Here is a 15,796-nt window from a genome sequence, read left to right on the forward strand (position 1 = left end):
TACTTTTATAATGTTCGAATTTAAAGTGCAGCATGCTTGATTGAGCGCGCCTTGCGCCCGTGCCTGTCGATTTGTGAGAAGTTGCGAAGCTCGCCGGGCGCGAGCCGCCAGAAAGGAAACGCGATCAGCCCTGCTCTTGGCGAGCCAGGCGCTCGTGCAGCGCGCCAATCTCCGAATCCGCGAACACTTCGATGCCATGCGCGCGGAGCAATGCCGCGGTCACCCCTGCCCCTGCATGACGCCGGGCCGAAAAACTGCCGTCGTAAATAAACCGGCTACCGCACGAAGGGCTACCGTCGATGAGCAAAGCAAAGCGGCAATCATGCTCGCGTGCTGCCGCGAGGGCCGCCCGCGCACCCACCACGAACAGCGCCGTCACATCGGCCCCAGCCAGATCGACCACCTGCGCATCACCCGCCAGCACCGCTTCACCCGACTGCGCCTGTGCGATTTCCGCCGCCGGTCGCGGCACACCAAAACCACCCATCAATTCGGGGCAAACGGAAACGATGCGCCCTTCGCGCTGCCACTCGTCAAGCAGCGGATGCGCGAGCGTCTTCGCCGCGCCGTTGTATCGGACCGGGCTGCCAAGCAGACACGCACTGACGAGAATCTTGTGAATCATCGAAATTGAGGCGGAGGCGGCAAGCGGAAAACTGGAACCGCGCAACCGTCACTGATCCTTCGCAGCGCGCATCAACGCTTCAGAGAGTTTGTCGAAATGACGCAACGCGGCAGGCGTGAGTTCGACCTGCTTGCGGCGTGCGTCCTCGGTATCGCCCAGACGGATCCAGCCCTTCTCGCGCATCGATGTCAGCCGCGCATGCAGCGTGGCCGGCGACCCCAGTTCGCTCTTGCCCATGATGTCCCGCACGGACAGGCGTTCGTGCGTCTGATTAACGCGCGCCACCAGTTCAAGGATGCGCTGTTCGAGCGGATCGAGCGCCGGCAGCGCGGGCAGGCCGCGCAGCGCATCCGCCAGTTGCAGGAAACGGAAGTAGATATCAGCAGGGCGCGTCATGGTGAGGAAGTCGCCTATCGTCGACTGCAGTCCTTCCCATGCATGTCGCGCGCATGGGAGCGCGAGGCATTCTACCGCGCCGATAAGCGCACCACTGCTTTTGCATCGGGGATCTGGCGCCACGATGCCGGAGGCTTTCTTCTAATTATTTCTATCAGGTGCTATTCGAACCAGACCGGGTTCGCGCGAGACCCATAGGTCATCGAAACTTCGCCCATAAACACTTGCTGCGGGGCTTGCTGCGCGCTCGTTTTCCAGCACGCGCGCGATGCGCTCGTACAACGTGAACCAATCTACCGCCAGCACCGGCACGTTGATATCGCCGCGGGCGCGATAGACGAAAAAGCGCATCCAGCTATCGAGGAAAACGCCCTGGCCCGGCATCAGCAGACACGGCGGCCTGGCAACGCGCGGATAGTGCAGGCGCGTTTCGCCAATGGCGTGATTGAGGGATGCGTCGTCATCGCCATCGGGCACGCGATGATCGCGCACCGCCTGATCGACTAGCGACATGGGCAACTCCACGTACGCCACGCGCACGTCGCTGACGACGTGCAGCGCCGCGCTGCCGGCGATGTCTTTTGCGCCGTCTCCCGCGAATACGCGCTTGGCCACCACCGCGCGCGCCTGGGGAGGCAATGCGCCAAGCGGCATGGCGCCATGGAAAAGCGCCTCGCGAAACAGGGGATATCGGACCAGCCAGGTGTCGGATGAAGCCATACGACCAACCGCGCGACGCGGCGCGCCCGCGCAATGTGCGGGGCGCGCTGCGTCGCTTCGGAGCTCTCTCAGGTTCTATTGTTATAAAAAATATAACGTCAATCCGTTCGATCGACAAGAGGCACGGTGGAAATTTGCACCATACGAAACGCCCCTCAACGTAATGAGGACACGCCGGCCCGATGGGAATGGCCCGCAAGTTGGCTTCATCGTCATGCAAACGCAATAAAACGCATGCCCTGAATATTTTTCGATTTTTTTTCGTGGCGCGCGATTTATTTTCGGAACCATTCTATAGAAAGCTATTCGTAAACACCAAATTCGACGCTGGCGATGCGGGCCTTGCCACTCGCCCCACTTCTGGAGCCTCAAACGATGAACCCTCCGAAACGCTTTCTGCTAGCCAATCTCGCCTGGTCCGCTGAAGTCGCCACCCGTGAGCCGGACTTCTTCAGCCAGCTGGCACAAGGACAACAGCCGCGCGTGCTCTGGATCGGTTGCTCGGACAGCCGCGTGCCCGCCGAACGCATCATCAACGCGAGGCCCGGTGAATTATTCGTACACCGTAACATTGCGAACCTGTTCGCCGCCGACGACACCAACGCCTCCAGCGTGGTCGAATACGCCGTCCACGTGCTCGAAGTGGAACACATCATTGTGTGCGGCCATCATCACTGCGGCGGCGTGCGCGCCGCGCTGTCGGCGCCCTCGCCCGCGCTGCCTCTCGTGAACCGCCGTATTGCCGGGCTGCGCGAACTCGCCGCGCGCCATCGCGCCAAACTCGACGCCATCGCGGATATGGACGCCCGCGTCGACCGCCTCGCCGAACTCAACGTGATCGAGCAGGTCCAGCGCCTCGAAGCATCGCCGATCCTGCGCGACGCCAAACGCAGACCGCAGGTGCATGGCTGGGTCTTCGGCCTGCGTGAAGGCCGGCTTCTGCAATTGCACGAAGCGAACGACGCAGCCAGCACGCAAACCGCCATCGCCGCCGCCTGAAAGTCCTGCCGACTTCCCTCCCCACTCCTGGAATTTCCATGTCGAAATCACGCTCCATCGACTTCACGACCCTGCGCAGCGACCTGTTCGCGGGCATCGTGGTCTTTCTCGTCGCGCTGCCACTGTGCCTGGGCATCGCCACGGCTTCCGGCGTCGAGCCGTTTGCCGGGCTGCTCTCGGGCATCGTCGGCGGCCTGGTGGTCGCGCTGCTCAGCGGTTCGCATCTGAGCGTGAGCGGCCCGGCTGCGGGCCTCGTTGTGATCGTGGTGTCGGCGATCGGCACGCTCGGCAGCTTTTCGGCCTTCCTCTGCGCCGTGCTGATCGCGGGCGCGCTGCAAGTGGTGTTCGGCCTGCTGCGCGCCGGTCAACTGGCGAGCTTCGTGCCGGTGCCCGTCATCAAGGGCATGCTGGCGTCGATTGGCCTGCTGCTGATCGTCAAGCAGGTGCCGTTGGCGATGGGTGTCGGGGCGCCCGCATCGTCGGCCACACTCGCGACGCCGGTTGGTCCGGTGCTTCTGCCTGCACTCGCGCTCGCCGTCGTATCCGTCGCATTATTGTTCGTGTGGGAAACGCCGCGCGCCAAACGCTTCGCGCTGGTGCGCGCCGTACCGGGACCGCTCGCGGTGGTGGCGCTCGGCATCGGCGTGACGGTGTTGCTCGATATGGTCGCGCCTGCTCTCGGCTTGCCGGCCGGGCAGCGCGTGGCGCTGGATTCGCTCGGCTCGTTCGACGCGCTGGCTGGCGCGCTCGCCCTGCCGGATTTCACGCAACTGGTGGACGCCGATGTCTGGCGCGTCGCGCTCACGCTTGCCGTGGTGGCAAGCCTCGAAACCCTGCTGAGCCTCGAAGCCGTCGAGCAGATGGACCCGCAGCGTCGGCGCGCCTCGCCCGACCGCGAACTCAAGGCTCAGGGCATCGGCAATATGGTTGCCGGTGCGCTGGGCGGCTTGCCGATCACCGCGGTCATCGTGCGCAGTTCCGCCAATCTCAACGCGGGCGCGCGCACGCGTCTTTCAGCCTTCGTGCATGGCGTGTTGCTGCTGGTGAGCGTGTTTGCTTTGACGAGCGTGCTCAATCTCATCCCGCTCGCCTGCCTCGCGGCAATTCTGATCCAGACCGGCTACAAGCTTGCGAAGCCACAACTCATCGTGGCGATGATGCGCGAAGGCGCGGAACGCCTGATTCCCTTCGTCGCCACCATTGTGGGCGTGCTCGCGACCGATCTGCTGATCGGCATCGGAATCGGCATTGCGGCGAGCATGCTGCTGGCGATGCGCGCCAACCTCGACGACACCTTCGCACTGGCCGAACACGACGACCACTACCTGCTCTCGTTTCGTAAGGATGCCTCATTTCTTGCGAAGCCGATGCTGATGCGCTGCCTCGCCCGCATCCCCGATCACGCGACCGTGCTGATCGATGCGGAGCGCGCCGATTTCGTCGATCGCGACATACGCGAAACGCTCGATCGCTTCATTGCCGATGCACCGCGACGACATATCGCCGTGGAGCGCATGCAGTGGCCGCGCATCGATGCAAGCGCGCGGCGGCGCCTGCCCTGGGCACGTCCGGCGAGCACGACCTGAATCGGCATTGACGAAAAAAAAGCGCGCCCGAGGCGCGCCTGAATGATCGCTACTTGCTCCCCGCGCCGCCGTGCGATGTGACATGCACGGCGGCGCAAGAATCTTGCTGCTGCGTCAATCGAAATTCTCACGCAGCCATTTCTTGTTCAGCTTGCCCACGCTGGTTTTCTCGATCGCATCGACGAATTTGACGATCTCAGGCACCGCATACTTCGAGATCTTGCCGGTCTCGACGAACTGCATGACATGCGTGCGGATGTCCTCGGCGCTCACGGGCATGGCGCACTCCGGGTGCAGGACGACTACGGCGGCCGGGCGCTCGCCCCACTTCTCGCTCTTGATGCCGATCACCGCCACTTCGGCCACCGCCGGATGCTGCGAAATCAGACTTTCGACATCCAGCGACGAGACCCATTCGCCGCCCGACTTGATCACGTCCTTGATGCGATCAGTGATCTGCAGATAGCCATCCGTGCCGATGCGCGCCACATCCTGCGTATGCAGGTAACCGCCTTCCCACAGCACCTTCGAAGCCTCGGGATTGTGCAGATAGCCTTGCGTGAGCCACGGGGCACGCACCACCACCTCGCCGCTCGCGAGACCGTCGTGCGGCACGTCACGCATTTCCTCATCGACGATGCGCAGATCGACGAGCGGAATCGGCAGGCCCGTGCGGCAGCGCAGGCTCACTTCTTCGTCGAGCGTGCGCGGCTCGCGCGACGGCATCAGTTGCGCGAGCGTGAGCACCGGACAGGTTTCGGACATGCCATAACCCGTGAAAATATCGATGCCGCGTTCGAGCGCCGCACGTGCAAGCCCGTTCGGCAGCGCGCCACCGCCAATCACCACCTTCCACTTGCTGAAATCGGCGGTCTTCGCCTGCGGACAACTGAGCATCATGTGCAGGATCGTGCCCACGCAATGCGAGTAGGTCACCGCTTCTTCGCGAATCAGCTCGACGATGCGATCCGGCACATAACGGCCCGGATAAACCTGCTTCAGACCCATCAGCGTCGCGATATACGGCATGCCCCACGCGTGCACGTGGAACATCGGCGTGAGCGGCATATAGACGTCGCCGCGATGCACACGCTGGCCGTCCTCGGGACTTGTGAGCGCAGCCATCACCGTGATGGTGTGCAGGACAAGCTGGCGATGCGAGAAATACACGCCTTTCGGCAGACCGGTCGTGCCAGTCGTATAGAACGTGGTGGCACGGGTATTTTCGTCGAAGTCCGGGAAGTCGAATTGCGTACCGCTGGACGCGAGCAAACGCTCGTATTCGTCGGCAAATTCGAGGCCCGGCGGCGGCGTCACATTGCCTTCGTCGTCGATCAGCACCAGGGTGTGCACGCGCGGCAGTTTCTCGCGAATGGCCTCCAGAACCGGCAGGAAATCCGTGTGCACCAGCACCACTTCCGCACGAGCATGATCGATCGTATAAGCGATTTCAGCCTGTGAAAGACGGATGTTGACGGTCTGCAGCACTGCGCCCATCATCGGGATGGCGAAATAACATTCGAGGTAGCGGTGGCTGTCCCAGTCCATCACCGCCACCGTGGTGCCGTGCTTCACGCCCAGACGCTCGAGACCGTTCGCGAGCCGCGCAATGCGTTCCTGCAACTGCGCATAGCTGATGCGAACCTTGCCGCGATAGACGATCTCCTGCTCGCGCGCATGCGCCATCGGCGTATGCAGCAGGCGCTTGATCAGGAGAGGATAGGCATAGGCGGACTGAGCGTCCTCGTTCTCGTCGCTCGCGTCGTTGGCTTGATTCGCCTCGTGATACATGTGTTTCTCCAGTCTCGTGCCGAACGCTAATGGGATTTAGCCCGGATTCGGGATTTAGCCCAAACTCGGGATTTAGCCCAGATTCTCGAAAATCGCCGCAATACCTTGACCGCCGCCGATGCACATCGTCACCAGCGCATAACGCCCGTTCACACGCTGCAATTCGTGCAGCGCCTTCACTGTGATGAGCGTGCCCGTCGCGCCGATCGGATGGCCCAGCGAAATACCCGAGCCGTTCGGGTTCACCTTCGCCGGATCCAGCCCGAGTTCCTGCGTCACCGCGCACGCTTGCGCCGCGAACGCTTCGTTCGATTCGATCACGTCGAGGTCTTCGATACGCAGGCCCGCACGTTGCAGCGCGAGGCGCGTGGCCGGCACCGGGCCGATGCCCATATGCAGCGGATCGACGCCCGCATGCGCGTAGGCGACGAGGCGCGCCATCGGCGCAAGACCCCGTTTTTCGGCGGCTTCGCGCGACATCAGCAGCACGGCGGCGGCGGCGTCGTTAATGCCCGAGGCGTTGCCGGCCGTGACCGTGCCGTTTTCCTTCGCGAACACCGGCTTGAGCTTCGAGAAGTCTTCGATCGTCGCGTCGGTGCGCAGATGCTCGTCGGTATCGAACACGACTTCGCGGCCCTTGACGGTGCGCGTAACCGGCACGATCTGGCTGGCGAAACGGCCTTCGGCAATTGCCTGCGCGGCACGGCGATGCGATTCGAGCGCCAGCGCATCCTGGCGCTCGCGCGAGATATCGAACTTGCGCGCGACGTTCTCGGCGGTCACGCCCATCGGCACCGTATGGAACGGATCGTTGAGCGCGCCCAGCATCATGTCGACGAGGCGCACATCCCCCATGCGCGCGCCAAAACGCGCGTCCGGCGTGATATAGGGCGCGCGGCTCATGTTCTCAGCACCCGCGCCGATGGCAACATCGACGTCGCCCAGCAGAATGGTCTGCGCCGCCGAGACGATCGCCTGCAGGCCCGAGCCGCACAGACGGTTGACGTTGAAGGCGGGCGTCGATTCCGGAATACCCGCGTTGATGGCCGAAACGCGCGACAGATACAGATCCTTCGGTTCCGTGGCGATCACATTGCCGAACACCACATGGCCCACGTCTTCGGGCTTGACCTCGCTGCGGGCGAGCACTTCGCGCAGCACCAGCGCACCCAGTTCGGTAGGCGACACATCCTTCAGGCTGCCGCCGAACTTGCCGATCGCGGTCCGTACGCCACCAACGACTACGACTTCCTTGCTCATTTTGCACTCCTCATTCGATGGGGCTGCGCGCCTGCGCAGCGGGCATTACATGTTCGGATAGTTGGGACCGCCGCCGCCTTCGGGCGTGACCCACACGATATTCTGCGTCGGGTCCTTGATATCGCAGGTTTTGCAGTGCACGCAGTTCTGCGCGTTGATCTGCAACCTGTCTGCATTCGAATCGTCTTTCACGAATTCGTAGACGCCTGCCGGGCAGAAGCGCGCTTCCGGTCCCGCGTAGGTCGTCAGATTGATGCCGACCGGCACGCTCGCGTCCTTGAGCGTCAAATGCGCGGGCTGATTCTCTTCGTGATTCGTGTTCGAGATGAACACCGAAGAAAGCCGGTCGAATGTGAGCTTGCCGTCAGGTTTCGGGTAGATGATCGGCTTGCATTGCGAAGCAGGCTTGAGCGTTTCGTGATCGCGATGCTGGTGATGCAGCGTCCAGGGCACCTTGCCGCCCAGCACCTTCTGTTCAAGGCCCACCATGATGGTGCCCAGATACAGGCCCTTGCTCATCCACTGCTTGAAATTGCGCGCCTTGTACAACTCTTCATGCAGCCACGACTGCTTGAACGCTTGCGGGTACGCCGTGAGTTCGTCGCTTTGACGACCAGCCTGCACTGCTTCGAACGCCGCCTCGGCAGCCAGCATGCCGGTCTTGATTGCCGCGTGGCTGCCCTTGATGCGCGAGACATTGAGGAACCCCGCATCGTCGCCCACCAGCGCGCCACCCGGGAATACGAGCTTGGGCAATGACATCAAACCGCCCGCCGTGATCGCGCGCGCGCCATACGACACGCGCTTGCCCCCTTCCAGATATTTGCGGATCGCGGGGTGCGTCTTGTAGCGCTGGAATTCCTCGAATGGCGAGAGATATGGATTCGTGTACGCGAGCCCGACGACAAAGCCCACCATCACCTGGTTGTTCTCGGTGTGATAGAGATACGAGCCGCCATAGGTATCGCTTTCGAGCGGCCAGCCAGCCGTGTGCACGACGAGGCCCGGCTGATGCTTCGCGGGATCGATTTCCCAAAGCTCCTTGATGCCGATGCCGTAGACCTGCGGATCGGCGTCCTTGCCGAGCTTGAGCTTTTCGTTGAGCTGGCGTCCAAGGTGACCACGCGCGCCCTCGCAAAAGAGCGTGTATTTCGCGTGCAATTCCATGCCGAGCTGGAAATTCTCGGTCGGCGCTCCATCCTTGCCGATACCCATATTGCCGGTCGCAACGCCCTTCACCGAACCATTGTCGTTGTAGAGCACTTCGGCAGCGGGAAAGCCCGGAAAAATCTCGACGCCCAGCGCTTCGGCCTGCTGGCCCAGCCAGCGCGTCACGTTCGCGAGGCTGATGACGTAATTGCCGTGATTCTTGAAATTGTCGGGCAGCGCCCAGTTCGGTACGGATTTCGCGCCCGTTTCCGAAAGAAACAGGAATTTGTCTTCCGTGACCGGCACGTTCAGCGGCGCGCCTCGCTCCTTCCAGTCGGGAAAGAGTTCGGTGATGGCGCGCGGATCCATGACCGCGCCCGAAAGAATATGCGCGCCGATTTCCGAGCCTTTTTCCAGCACGCATACGCCGATTTCAGCGCCCTTTTCGGCCGCCAGTTGCTTGAGCCTGATCGCCGCCGACAAACCCGCCGGGCCGCCGCCGACGATCACCACGTCGTATTCCATCGATTCGCGCGGACCGTATTGCGCGATCAGATCGCTTGCGTTGTTCGCATTCATGCTGTGTCTCCCCCAACTACCGGAGCGCGGCCCATGTCAGGCCGCGGCTCTCGTCACAATCTGGCCAGCATCCAGAATCAGAACTGGTCTTCGGCAAGCGCGAGCACGCCTTCGTCGCCGCGCGCGGTCAGCACCGCCGTCGCGAGACCGCCGGCCTGCGAAAGAATGTGCTCGGCGTAGAACTGCGCCATCGCGATCTTCGCGCCATAGAACGCGGGATCGTCGGCGAGATTGCGTTGCGCCGCCAGCAGCGCGCGGCCCATCTGCCAGCCGCACAGCACGATGCCCGCAAGCTTCAGATAAGGCACGCTGCCGCCGAACACCGCGTTCGGATCGCGCTTGACGTTTTCCAGCACGAAATCCACCACGCGCGACAGCGCCTGCACGCCCTGCTCAAGCTGCGTGCGCACCGATGCCGCCGCCGCGCCGTCCGCCTGAGCGAGCGCTTCGATGGTCTGCGCGACTTCGTCGAGCAACGCCTTCGCCACTGCGCCGCCGTCGCGCGCCGTCTTGCGGCCAATCAGATCGTTCGCCTGGATCGCCGTGGTGCCTTCGTAGATCGCCAGGATGCGCGCGTCGCGATAGTGCTGGGCCGCGCCGGTTTCCTCGATGAAGCCCATGCCGCCGTGCACCTGCACGCCCAGGCTCGTGACATCGTTGGCCATCTCCGTGCTCCAGCCCTTGACGATCGGCACGAGGAATTCGTAGATCGCCTGATGACGCGCACGCACGGCTTCGTCCGGGTGATGATGCGCGATATCGGCATGACCGGCCGCCACATAGGCCAGGGCGCGGGCGCCTTCGGTCTGCGAGCGCATGGCCGCGAGCATGCGGCGCACGTCCGGGTGATGCACGATCGTCACCGACTGCTTCGCGGAACCATCCACCGGACGGCTCTGCACGCGCTCCTTCGCATAGCCCACGGCCTGCTGGTAAGCGCGCTCGGCGATCGCCACGCCCTGCGTGCCGACGCCAAAACGCGCGGCGTTCATCATGATGAACATGTATTCGAGGCCGCGATTTTCCTCGCCGATCAAATAGCCGGTCGCGCCGCCATTGTCGCCGTACTGGAGCACCGCGGTCGGGCTCGCCTTGATGCCCAGCTTGTGTTCGATCGACACGCAATGGACGTCGTTGCGCTCGCCGAGCGAACCGTCTTCGTTGATCAGGAACTTCGGCACGATAAAGAGCGAGATGCCCTTCACGCCTTCCGGTGCATTCGGCACGCGCGCCAGCACGAGATGGACGATGTTTTCGGCCATGTCGTGTTCGCCCCAGGTGATGAAGATCTTGGTGCCGAACACCTTGTACGAACCATCGCCCTGCGGCTCGGCGCGCGAGCGCACCAGCGCCAGGTCGGAGCCTGCCTGCGGCTCGGTCAGGTTCATCGTGCCGGTCCACTCGCCCGAGATCAGCTTCGGCACATAGCGCTGCTTCTGTTCCTCGGTGCCGGCCGTGAGCAGCGCTTCGATCGCGCCGTCGGTAAGCAGCGGGCACAGCGCGAACGACAGGTTCGCCGCGTTGAGCATTTCGTTGCAGGGCGTGCCGATCAGCTTGGGCAGACCCTGGCCGCCGTATTCGGTGGGATGTTGCAAACCTTGCCAGCCGCCGGCGGCGAATTGCTCGAACGCGGCCTTGAAACCCGGCGTGGCCGTGACTTCGCCATCGCGCCAGCTGCTGGGCGCGCGGTCGCCTTCGACGTTCAACGGCGCGAGCACTTCGCCGCTGAGCTTCGCGGCTTCTTCCAGCACCGCCTGGGCGGTTTCGAAGCCGGCATCATCAAAGCCGGGCAGCGCGGCGACATCGTCGATACCGGCCAGCTCTTTCAGTACGAACAGCATGTCCTTGACGGGGGCAGTAAAGCTCATGGCGAACCTTTCAATCACGCGGTAGATCGGAGAAGCCCGCGGGCGCAGCGGCTACGCGTGTTGCATAAGCCGATGCCGCAGGGGCAGTGTCCGGCCAATCGTAGCGGCAAAGGCCCCGCGCCGGACTGTCCAAACCGGCCCATCTAGTGACAAATCTGGCCACGCTCTGCCTGTCGAGCGCCTGAATAAAAGGGAGCTCAGGGTTAAACCTGGTGCGGTATGCGCCCTTTCCACCCGCGTGTGGGGTTGCGCGTCAGGCGCGGCCGCGATAGGTGCCGGGCGTGCTGCCGGTCCAATGGCGAAAGGCGCGATGGAAGGCGCTGGGATCGTCGAAACCGATATCCGCGCCGATGGCGGCGATGGTGTCCTGGGTGTCGGTGAGGCGCTGGATCGCCACGTCGCGGCGCAACTCGTCCTTGAGCGCCTGGAAGGACGTGTCCTCGGCGGCGAGGCGTCGGCACAAGGTGCGCACCGAGCAATGCAGATGGTCCGAGGCGGCCTCGATGGTCGGCAGATCGGGCAACGTGCTCGCCAGGTACTGGCGCACCTGATGGCTCACCAGTTGTTCGCTGAAGGACTCGAAGATCCAGTCGCCGGGCGAGCGCGCGAGAAACTGGCGCAGATTGCGCTTGCTCTGCCGGATCGGCATGTCCAGATAGGCCGCGCTGAAGCGGAACAGCGCCGTCTCGCAGCCAAAGCGCACCGGCCCGGAAAAAAAATAGCGGTGATCGTGCGCATGGGCCGGGCGCTCGCAGGCCAGCTCGACCTGGAGAAACGGAATTTTCTGGCCGATCAGCCAGGACGACACGCCGTGCGCGAGCTTGAGCATCAGCTCCTGGCCCAGAGGACTCAGCGCGCCAAAGGCCGGATGCGGGCGTAGTTCCACCTGCGCCACCAGCGCGCTGCGCCGCGATTCGAGGCGAAAGTCGTCCAGCACGATATGGAAAAACTGGCCAAAGCGATGCAGCGCGGTCTCAAGATTGCGCGCGTCCAGCAGGCTCAGGCAGAGAAACTTGAGCGTGCCGCTGCGAAACGGCCGGCTGAAGACGCCTGGCATTTCGTCGTCCAGCTCGATGGCGAGCATGCGGTAGAGCGTGGAGAACTGCTCTTCGGTCACGCGCGCGCCGGGTTCGCTCAGCAGTTCCCCGGCGATGCCCGCTTCCTCCAGATAGCGCTCGACCACTTCGGGCCGCGCGCCGGCAGCAGCAAGAAAACCGAGGACGAGCGAAATGGGGACGGTGGAGCCGGGAAGTTGCATGCCTGGGTGATACCGGCCAAGCCGGGGAGCGGGTAACAGGAAAAAGGCGCCTGAGCGCGACAACGCATCATACGCTCGCGCATCGCTATTCACACCCTCCAGCCGGCGTTTCGCGACGCCGCCCCGCCGCCCGTCGCAATCGTCTCGCCGATCGCCCCGCGCGGCCCGACCATGAGCGGCATCGAAGCATCCGATATAAACCACGGAGGTCGCCGCCATGTATATCAGCCTGATCCAACACACGCCCCACTGGGTTTGGGGCGTGCTCGCCGCTCTTATCGTCCTTGGCGTGCGCCAGAGCGTGCCGCGCCGCCGGTCGCTGCGCAGCGCCACGTCCCTGCCGCTCGTGATGACCGTGTTCTCGCTGTATGGCGTGGCCTCGGATTTTGCGCACGAACCGCTTGCGCTCGCGGCCTGGGCGCTGGGCGCGGGCGCGCTGTTTTCGGTGATGACGACGCAAGGCGCGTGGCGCGGCGTGCGCTGGTCGCAGACGCAGCAAAGCCTGATCGTGCCGGGCAGCTGGCTGCCGCTGGCGCTCTATCTGGGCCTGTTTTGCGTGAAATTCGCGGTTGGCGCAATGCTCGCCATGCATCCGGCGCGCGTGGACGATGCGGATTTCGCCTGCCTCACCGGCCTCGCCTACGGCGCGTTCAGCGGCGTGTTCCTCTCGCGCAGTTATGCGATGTGGCGCATCGCCCGTCACGTCCTCACCCAGGACGCCGCGCTCTGGTAGATAAGGGCTGCGGCGCTAGAATCTGCCGGGAATCTGCTGAGATTCGCACCTACGCGCCGCGCCCCTTTCTTTGGGTATCGACTCCGGAAGCCAACATGCCTCCTTACCGCAATGCACTTGTCTGGCTCTGGCGGGAAATCCGCATCGCGATTCCCATCGGCGTGCTCAGCACCGTGCTGTTCGGCGCATTCGCGCAGGAGTCGTTCGCATCCAATCTCAAATACTCCTTGAGCATCACATTGTGCATCCAGACGCTGATCGAGGCTGGCCGCTACGGTCTTGCCGCGCTCGTGCAGCGCCGCCGCGCCGCCGCGGCGAGCGCAACAAAAGCAGGCGCGGCCCAGCGCGCGTGGCCCGGCTGGGCGCTGATGGCGCCGTGGCTGGTGTTCTCGGTGGCGCTCGGCTACTTCGCGGGCCACGCGCTTGGCGACTGGCTCACCGGCGTGCACCGCGATCCGTTTGCATTCTTTCGCGACCGCTCTGTGCTGTTGCCGACGTTCGGCCCGTCCCTGGCGCTGACGCTCGGCTGCACCTGGTTCTTCTACGCGCGCGGCCGGCTCGCCACGATGCAGGCACGTACCGAAACCGCCCTGCGCGCGGCCGCGGAAACCCAGTTGCGGCTACTCGTCTCGCAGCTCGAACCGCATATGCTGTTCAACACGCTGGCGAATCTGCGCGTGCTGATCGGCAGCGACCCGCCGCGCGCGCAGGCAATGCTTGATCATCTGAACGGCTTTTTGCGCGCGACGCTCGACGCCTCGCGCGCCGATGCCCACGCGCTCACGGCGGAGTTCGCGCGGGTGCGCGACTATCTCGAACTGATGCAGGTCCGCATGGGGCCGCGCCTGCGCGCCACGCTCGACTTGCCCGCGACGCTCGGCGCGCTGCCCGTGCCGCCGCTGCTCCTGCAACCGTTGGTGGAGAACGCGCTCAAGCATGGGCTCGAACCGAACGTCGCGGGCGGCGAGATCGTAGTGAGCGCGCATCGCGAAGGCGCGACGCTGATCCTGAGCGTACGCGACACCGGCGCGGGCCTGCAGGCACCACCCGCCGATGGCACGCGCTTCGGCCTGCGCCAGGTGCGCGAGCGACTGGCCGCGCTTTATGGCGACGCCGCGCAACTCACGCTGACCGAACCCGAGGACGGCCGCGGCGGCGCGCTCGCCATCGTGCGCCTGCCGATCGGCAACCCCGCGCCCGCGCTTGCGTGACTGACTTGACTGCTTTAACGGCTATAACTGCGAGACGACCATGCAAGCCACCGCCCTGATCGCCGAAGACGAACCCCTGCTGGCCGCCCATCTGCACGCCGAATTGCAGCGCCTTTGGCCCGAACTGCGTGTGCTGGCGACGGTGGGCGACGGGGCGTCGGCGTTGCGCGAGTGCCTGGCGCTCGCTCCGGATGTCGTGTTTCTCGATATCCGCATGCCCGGCATGAACGGGCTGGACGCCGCGCAGGCGCTGGCCGAAGACTGGCCCGATGGCGACGCTGCCGCCGTCGGCGCGCCGCCGCTCGTCGTGTTCGTCACGGCCTACGACGAATACGCGGTGCGCGCGTTCGAGCGCGCCGCGCTCGACTACGTGCTTAAGCCGGTGCAGCCGGAACGGCTCGCGCGCACCTGCGAGCGGCTGCGCGAAGCGCTCTCCAGGCGCAGCACAGCGCCAGACAGGCTCGAACCGCTAGTCACCCAGTTGCGCGGCCTGCTCGGCATCGAGGGCGAGGCAGCCGAAGCTGGCGTCGCGTCGGGCGTCGAACCGCTGCGCATGATCCAGGCGAGCGCGGGCAACACCATCACGATGATTCCCGTCGACGAGGTGCTGTTTTTCGAATCCGCCGATAAATACGTGCGTGTGGTCACGGCGGATCGTGAGCACCTGATCCGCCTCTCGCTGCGCGATCTGCTGCAACGTCTCGACGCGCAAACGTTCTGGCAGATCCATCGCGGCACGGTGGTGCGCGCGGACGCCATCGCCAGCGCCTCGCGCGATGAGGCCGGCAAGCTCACGTTGCGGCTGCGCGGCCACGAGGCGCGGCTGGTCGTCAGCCGGCTTTATGCGGATCGTTTCAAGGGAATGTGAGATCTGCCGCCACGGCGCGCAACTTCTGGTAAGGCCTGGTAACAAGTTGACTCTCAAGAACTGCGCAATCGCGACCGTTATCCGGTTCAGGGGTATTTATCGCGCAAGTCAGTCGCGCCGCATCATTACGAAGGGAAGGAATCCATGCAGATCCAGCCGACCGGCGCGGCCACCGTCGCCGCCACGACGAGCTACACCGGCACGACCAGCAGCAATGGCGGCACGACGTCGTCGAACGCCTCGAACCCGGCCTCGACCGCCAGCAGCAGCACGGATAGCGGCACTGATCGCAGCACGGCTTCGGCGAGCAGCACGTCGGCGGGTTCGTCGACTAGTTCCACGACGTCGACCAGTTCGACTTCAAGCACGTCCAGCGCGAAAAAATCGGGCGGAGGAGGAGGCGGCGGAGGCGGAGGTTCGTCGTCGTCGAGCGATGCGACCACGGCCGCCATCGACAAGCTCAAGGCGCTGATCAAATCGCTCGAAGCGCAACTGGCGCAGGTTCAGAGGTCGGGCGGCTCGACGCAGGCTGCTTCGTCATCTTCGCCTGCTACGTCGTCATCGCAATCGGGTTCGCCAGGCGCCGCCGACACAACGGTGGCCACCGCAAAATCGGGCGCTTCAGCACAGCAGAGCGCCAAACTTTTGCAGGCGAGCCAGATCGAATCCGCGATCCAGGTCGCGCAGGGCGAACTGGTGCAGCTGATGCTGGCCAGCGGTCAAACCACCGGCCTGGTCTCAACGACGGCCTGA

General features: G+C 64.2%; 13 protein-coding genes and 1 pseudogene. 6 read left to right on the forward strand and 8 right to left on the reverse strand.

Going from position 1 to position 15,796, the window contains the following annotated elements; all coding sequences use genetic code 11:
• Nucleotides 1-124 precede the first annotated feature (124 nt).
• From F4827_RS22795 to F4827_RS22805, 3 genes are all read right to left on the reverse strand, one after another.
• On the reverse strand, nucleotides 125-625 hold the full coding sequence (locus F4827_RS22795; protein ID WP_183727575.1) for a DUF523 domain-containing protein: 501 nt from the start codon (nucleotides 623-625) through the stop codon (nucleotides 125-127).
• A gap of 48 nt (nucleotides 626-673) precedes the next feature.
• Nucleotides 674-1,021 carry a winged helix-turn-helix domain-containing protein gene (locus F4827_RS22800; RefSeq protein WP_183727572.1) on the reverse strand — a complete coding sequence of 116 codons (348 nt, stop codon included), beginning with the start codon at nucleotides 1,019-1,021 and terminating at the stop codon, nucleotides 674-676.
• 141 nt (nucleotides 1,022-1,162) lie between these two features.
• Nucleotides 1,163-1,741: a hypothetical protein gene (locus tag F4827_RS22805; protein WP_183727571.1), complete on the reverse strand. Its 579-nt coding sequence runs from the start codon at nucleotides 1,739-1,741 to the stop codon at nucleotides 1,163-1,165.
• A gap of 375 nt (nucleotides 1,742-2,116) precedes the next feature.
• On the opposite strand from F4827_RS22805, the gene F4827_RS22810 reads away from it, so the two are divergent.
• Nucleotides 2,117-2,740, forward strand: coding sequence for a carbonic anhydrase (locus F4827_RS22810; RefSeq protein ID WP_183727568.1), 624 nt, complete (start codon nucleotides 2,117-2,119; stop codon nucleotides 2,738-2,740).
• Between the two features lie 38 nt (nucleotides 2,741-2,778).
• Nucleotides 2,779-4,326: a SulP family inorganic anion transporter gene (locus F4827_RS22815; RefSeq protein WP_183727566.1), complete on the forward strand. Its 1,548-nt coding sequence runs from the start codon at nucleotides 2,779-2,781 to the stop codon at nucleotides 4,324-4,326.
• A gap of 114 nt (nucleotides 4,327-4,440) precedes the next feature.
• On the opposite strand, the gene F4827_RS22820 is transcribed toward F4827_RS22815, so the two are convergent.
• The 5 genes from F4827_RS22820 to F4827_RS22840 all read right to left on the reverse strand — a co-directional run bounded on the left by F4827_RS22820 (nucleotide 4,441) and on the right by F4827_RS22840 (nucleotide 12,231).
• The gene (locus F4827_RS22820; protein ID WP_183727565.1) at nucleotides 4,441-6,117 is read right to left on the reverse strand and encodes a fatty acid--CoA ligase; all 1,677 of its coding nucleotides are present in this window, start codon (nucleotides 6,115-6,117) and stop codon (nucleotides 4,441-4,443) included.
• A gap of 72 nt (nucleotides 6,118-6,189) precedes the next feature.
• The gene (gene bktB / locus F4827_RS22825) at nucleotides 6,190-7,377 is read right to left on the reverse strand and encodes a beta-ketothiolase BktB (RefSeq protein ID WP_183727563.1); all 1,188 of its coding nucleotides are present in this window, start codon (nucleotides 7,375-7,377) and stop codon (nucleotides 6,190-6,192) included.
• Between the two features lie 45 nt (nucleotides 7,378-7,422).
• A complete protein-coding gene (locus tag F4827_RS22830; protein WP_183727561.1) occupies nucleotides 7,423-9,105 on the reverse strand; it encodes an electron transfer flavoprotein-ubiquinone oxidoreductase in 1,683 nt (560 codons plus the stop codon).
• A 77-nt stretch (nucleotides 9,106-9,182) separates the two neighbouring features.
• Nucleotides 9,183-10,973, reverse strand: a complete 1,791-nt coding sequence (locus F4827_RS22835; protein ID WP_183727559.1) for an acyl-CoA dehydrogenase — start codon at nucleotides 10,971-10,973, stop codon at nucleotides 9,183-9,185.
• Nucleotides 10,974-11,226: 253 nt separating this feature from the next.
• A complete protein-coding gene (locus F4827_RS22840) occupies nucleotides 11,227-12,231 on the reverse strand; it encodes an AraC family transcriptional regulator (protein ID WP_183727557.1) in 1,005 nt (334 codons plus the stop codon).
• Between the two features lie 214 nt (nucleotides 12,232-12,445).
• Between F4827_RS22840 and F4827_RS22845 the strand changes: the two are divergent.
• From F4827_RS22845 to F4827_RS22860, 4 genes and pseudogenes are all read left to right on the forward strand, one after another.
• Nucleotides 12,446-12,964 (forward strand): annotated as a pseudogene (locus F4827_RS22845) (DUF6622 family protein); the annotation flags it as partial.
• 95 nt (nucleotides 12,965-13,059) lie between these two features.
• Complete coding sequence (locus F4827_RS22850; RefSeq protein ID WP_183727553.1) at nucleotides 13,060-14,175, forward strand: sensor histidine kinase; 1,116 nt, start codon at nucleotides 13,060-13,062, stop codon at nucleotides 14,173-14,175.
• 40 nt (nucleotides 14,176-14,215) lie between these two features.
• Nucleotides 14,216-15,043 (forward strand): LytTR family DNA-binding domain-containing protein, encoded by an 828-nt coding sequence (locus F4827_RS22855; RefSeq protein ID WP_183727551.1) that lies wholly within the window; start codon nucleotides 14,216-14,218, stop codon nucleotides 15,041-15,043.
• A 144-nt stretch (nucleotides 15,044-15,187) separates the two neighbouring features.
• Nucleotides 15,188-15,796: a hypothetical protein gene (locus F4827_RS22860; protein ID WP_183727550.1), complete on the forward strand. Its 609-nt coding sequence runs from the start codon at nucleotides 15,188-15,190 to the stop codon at nucleotides 15,794-15,796.

The sequence above is a fragment of the Paraburkholderia bannensis genome (genome assembly GCF_014200455.1).
Lineage (GTDB): Bacteria > Pseudomonadota > Gammaproteobacteria > Burkholderiales > Burkholderiaceae > Paraburkholderia > Paraburkholderia bannensis_A.

What these genes read in the sequence shown, in the direction of transcription:
- F4827_RS22795 (WP_183727575.1), bottom strand. Translation starts at nt 625, where the DNA reads ATGATTCACAAGATTCTCGTCAGTGCGTGTCTGCTTGGCAGCCCGGTC.
- F4827_RS22860 (WP_183727550.1), top strand. Translation starts at nt 15,188, where the DNA reads ATGCAGATCCAGCCGACCGGCGCGGCCACCGTCGCCGCCACGACGAGC.
- bktB (WP_183727563.1), bottom strand. Translation starts at nt 7,377, where the DNA reads ATGAGCAAGGAAGTCGTAGTCGTTGGTGGCGTACGGACCGCGATCGGC.
- F4827_RS22835 (WP_183727559.1), bottom strand. Translation starts at nt 10,973, where the DNA reads ATGAGCTTTACTGCCCCCGTCAAGGACATGCTGTTCGTACTGAAAGAG.
- F4827_RS22855 (WP_183727551.1), top strand. Translation starts at nt 14,216, where the DNA reads ATGCAAGCCACCGCCCTGATCGCCGAAGACGAACCCCTGCTGGCCGCC.
- F4827_RS22830 (WP_183727561.1), bottom strand. Translation starts at nt 9,105, where the DNA reads ATGAATGCGAACAACGCAAGCGATCTGATCGCGCAATACGGTCCGCGC.
- F4827_RS22850 (WP_183727553.1), top strand. Translation starts at nt 13,060, where the DNA reads ATGCCTCCTTACCGCAATGCACTTGTCTGGCTCTGGCGGGAAATCCGC.
- F4827_RS22800 (WP_183727572.1), bottom strand. Translation starts at nt 1,021, where the DNA reads ATGACGCGCCCTGCTGATATCTACTTCCGTTTCCTGCAACTGGCGGAT.
- F4827_RS22820 (WP_183727565.1), bottom strand. Translation starts at nt 6,117, where the DNA reads ATGTATCACGAGGCGAATCAAGCCAACGACGCGAGCGACGAGAACGAG.
- F4827_RS22810 (WP_183727568.1), top strand. Translation starts at nt 2,117, where the DNA reads ATGAACCCTCCGAAACGCTTTCTGCTAGCCAATCTCGCCTGGTCCGCT.
- F4827_RS22805 (WP_183727571.1), bottom strand. Translation starts at nt 1,741, where the DNA reads ATGGCTTCATCCGACACCTGGCTGGTCCGATATCCCCTGTTTCGCGAG.
- F4827_RS22815 (WP_183727566.1), top strand. Translation starts at nt 2,779, where the DNA reads ATGTCGAAATCACGCTCCATCGACTTCACGACCCTGCGCAGCGACCTG.
- F4827_RS22840 (WP_183727557.1), bottom strand. Translation starts at nt 12,231, where the DNA reads ATGCAACTTCCCGGCTCCACCGTCCCCATTTCGCTCGTCCTCGGTTTT.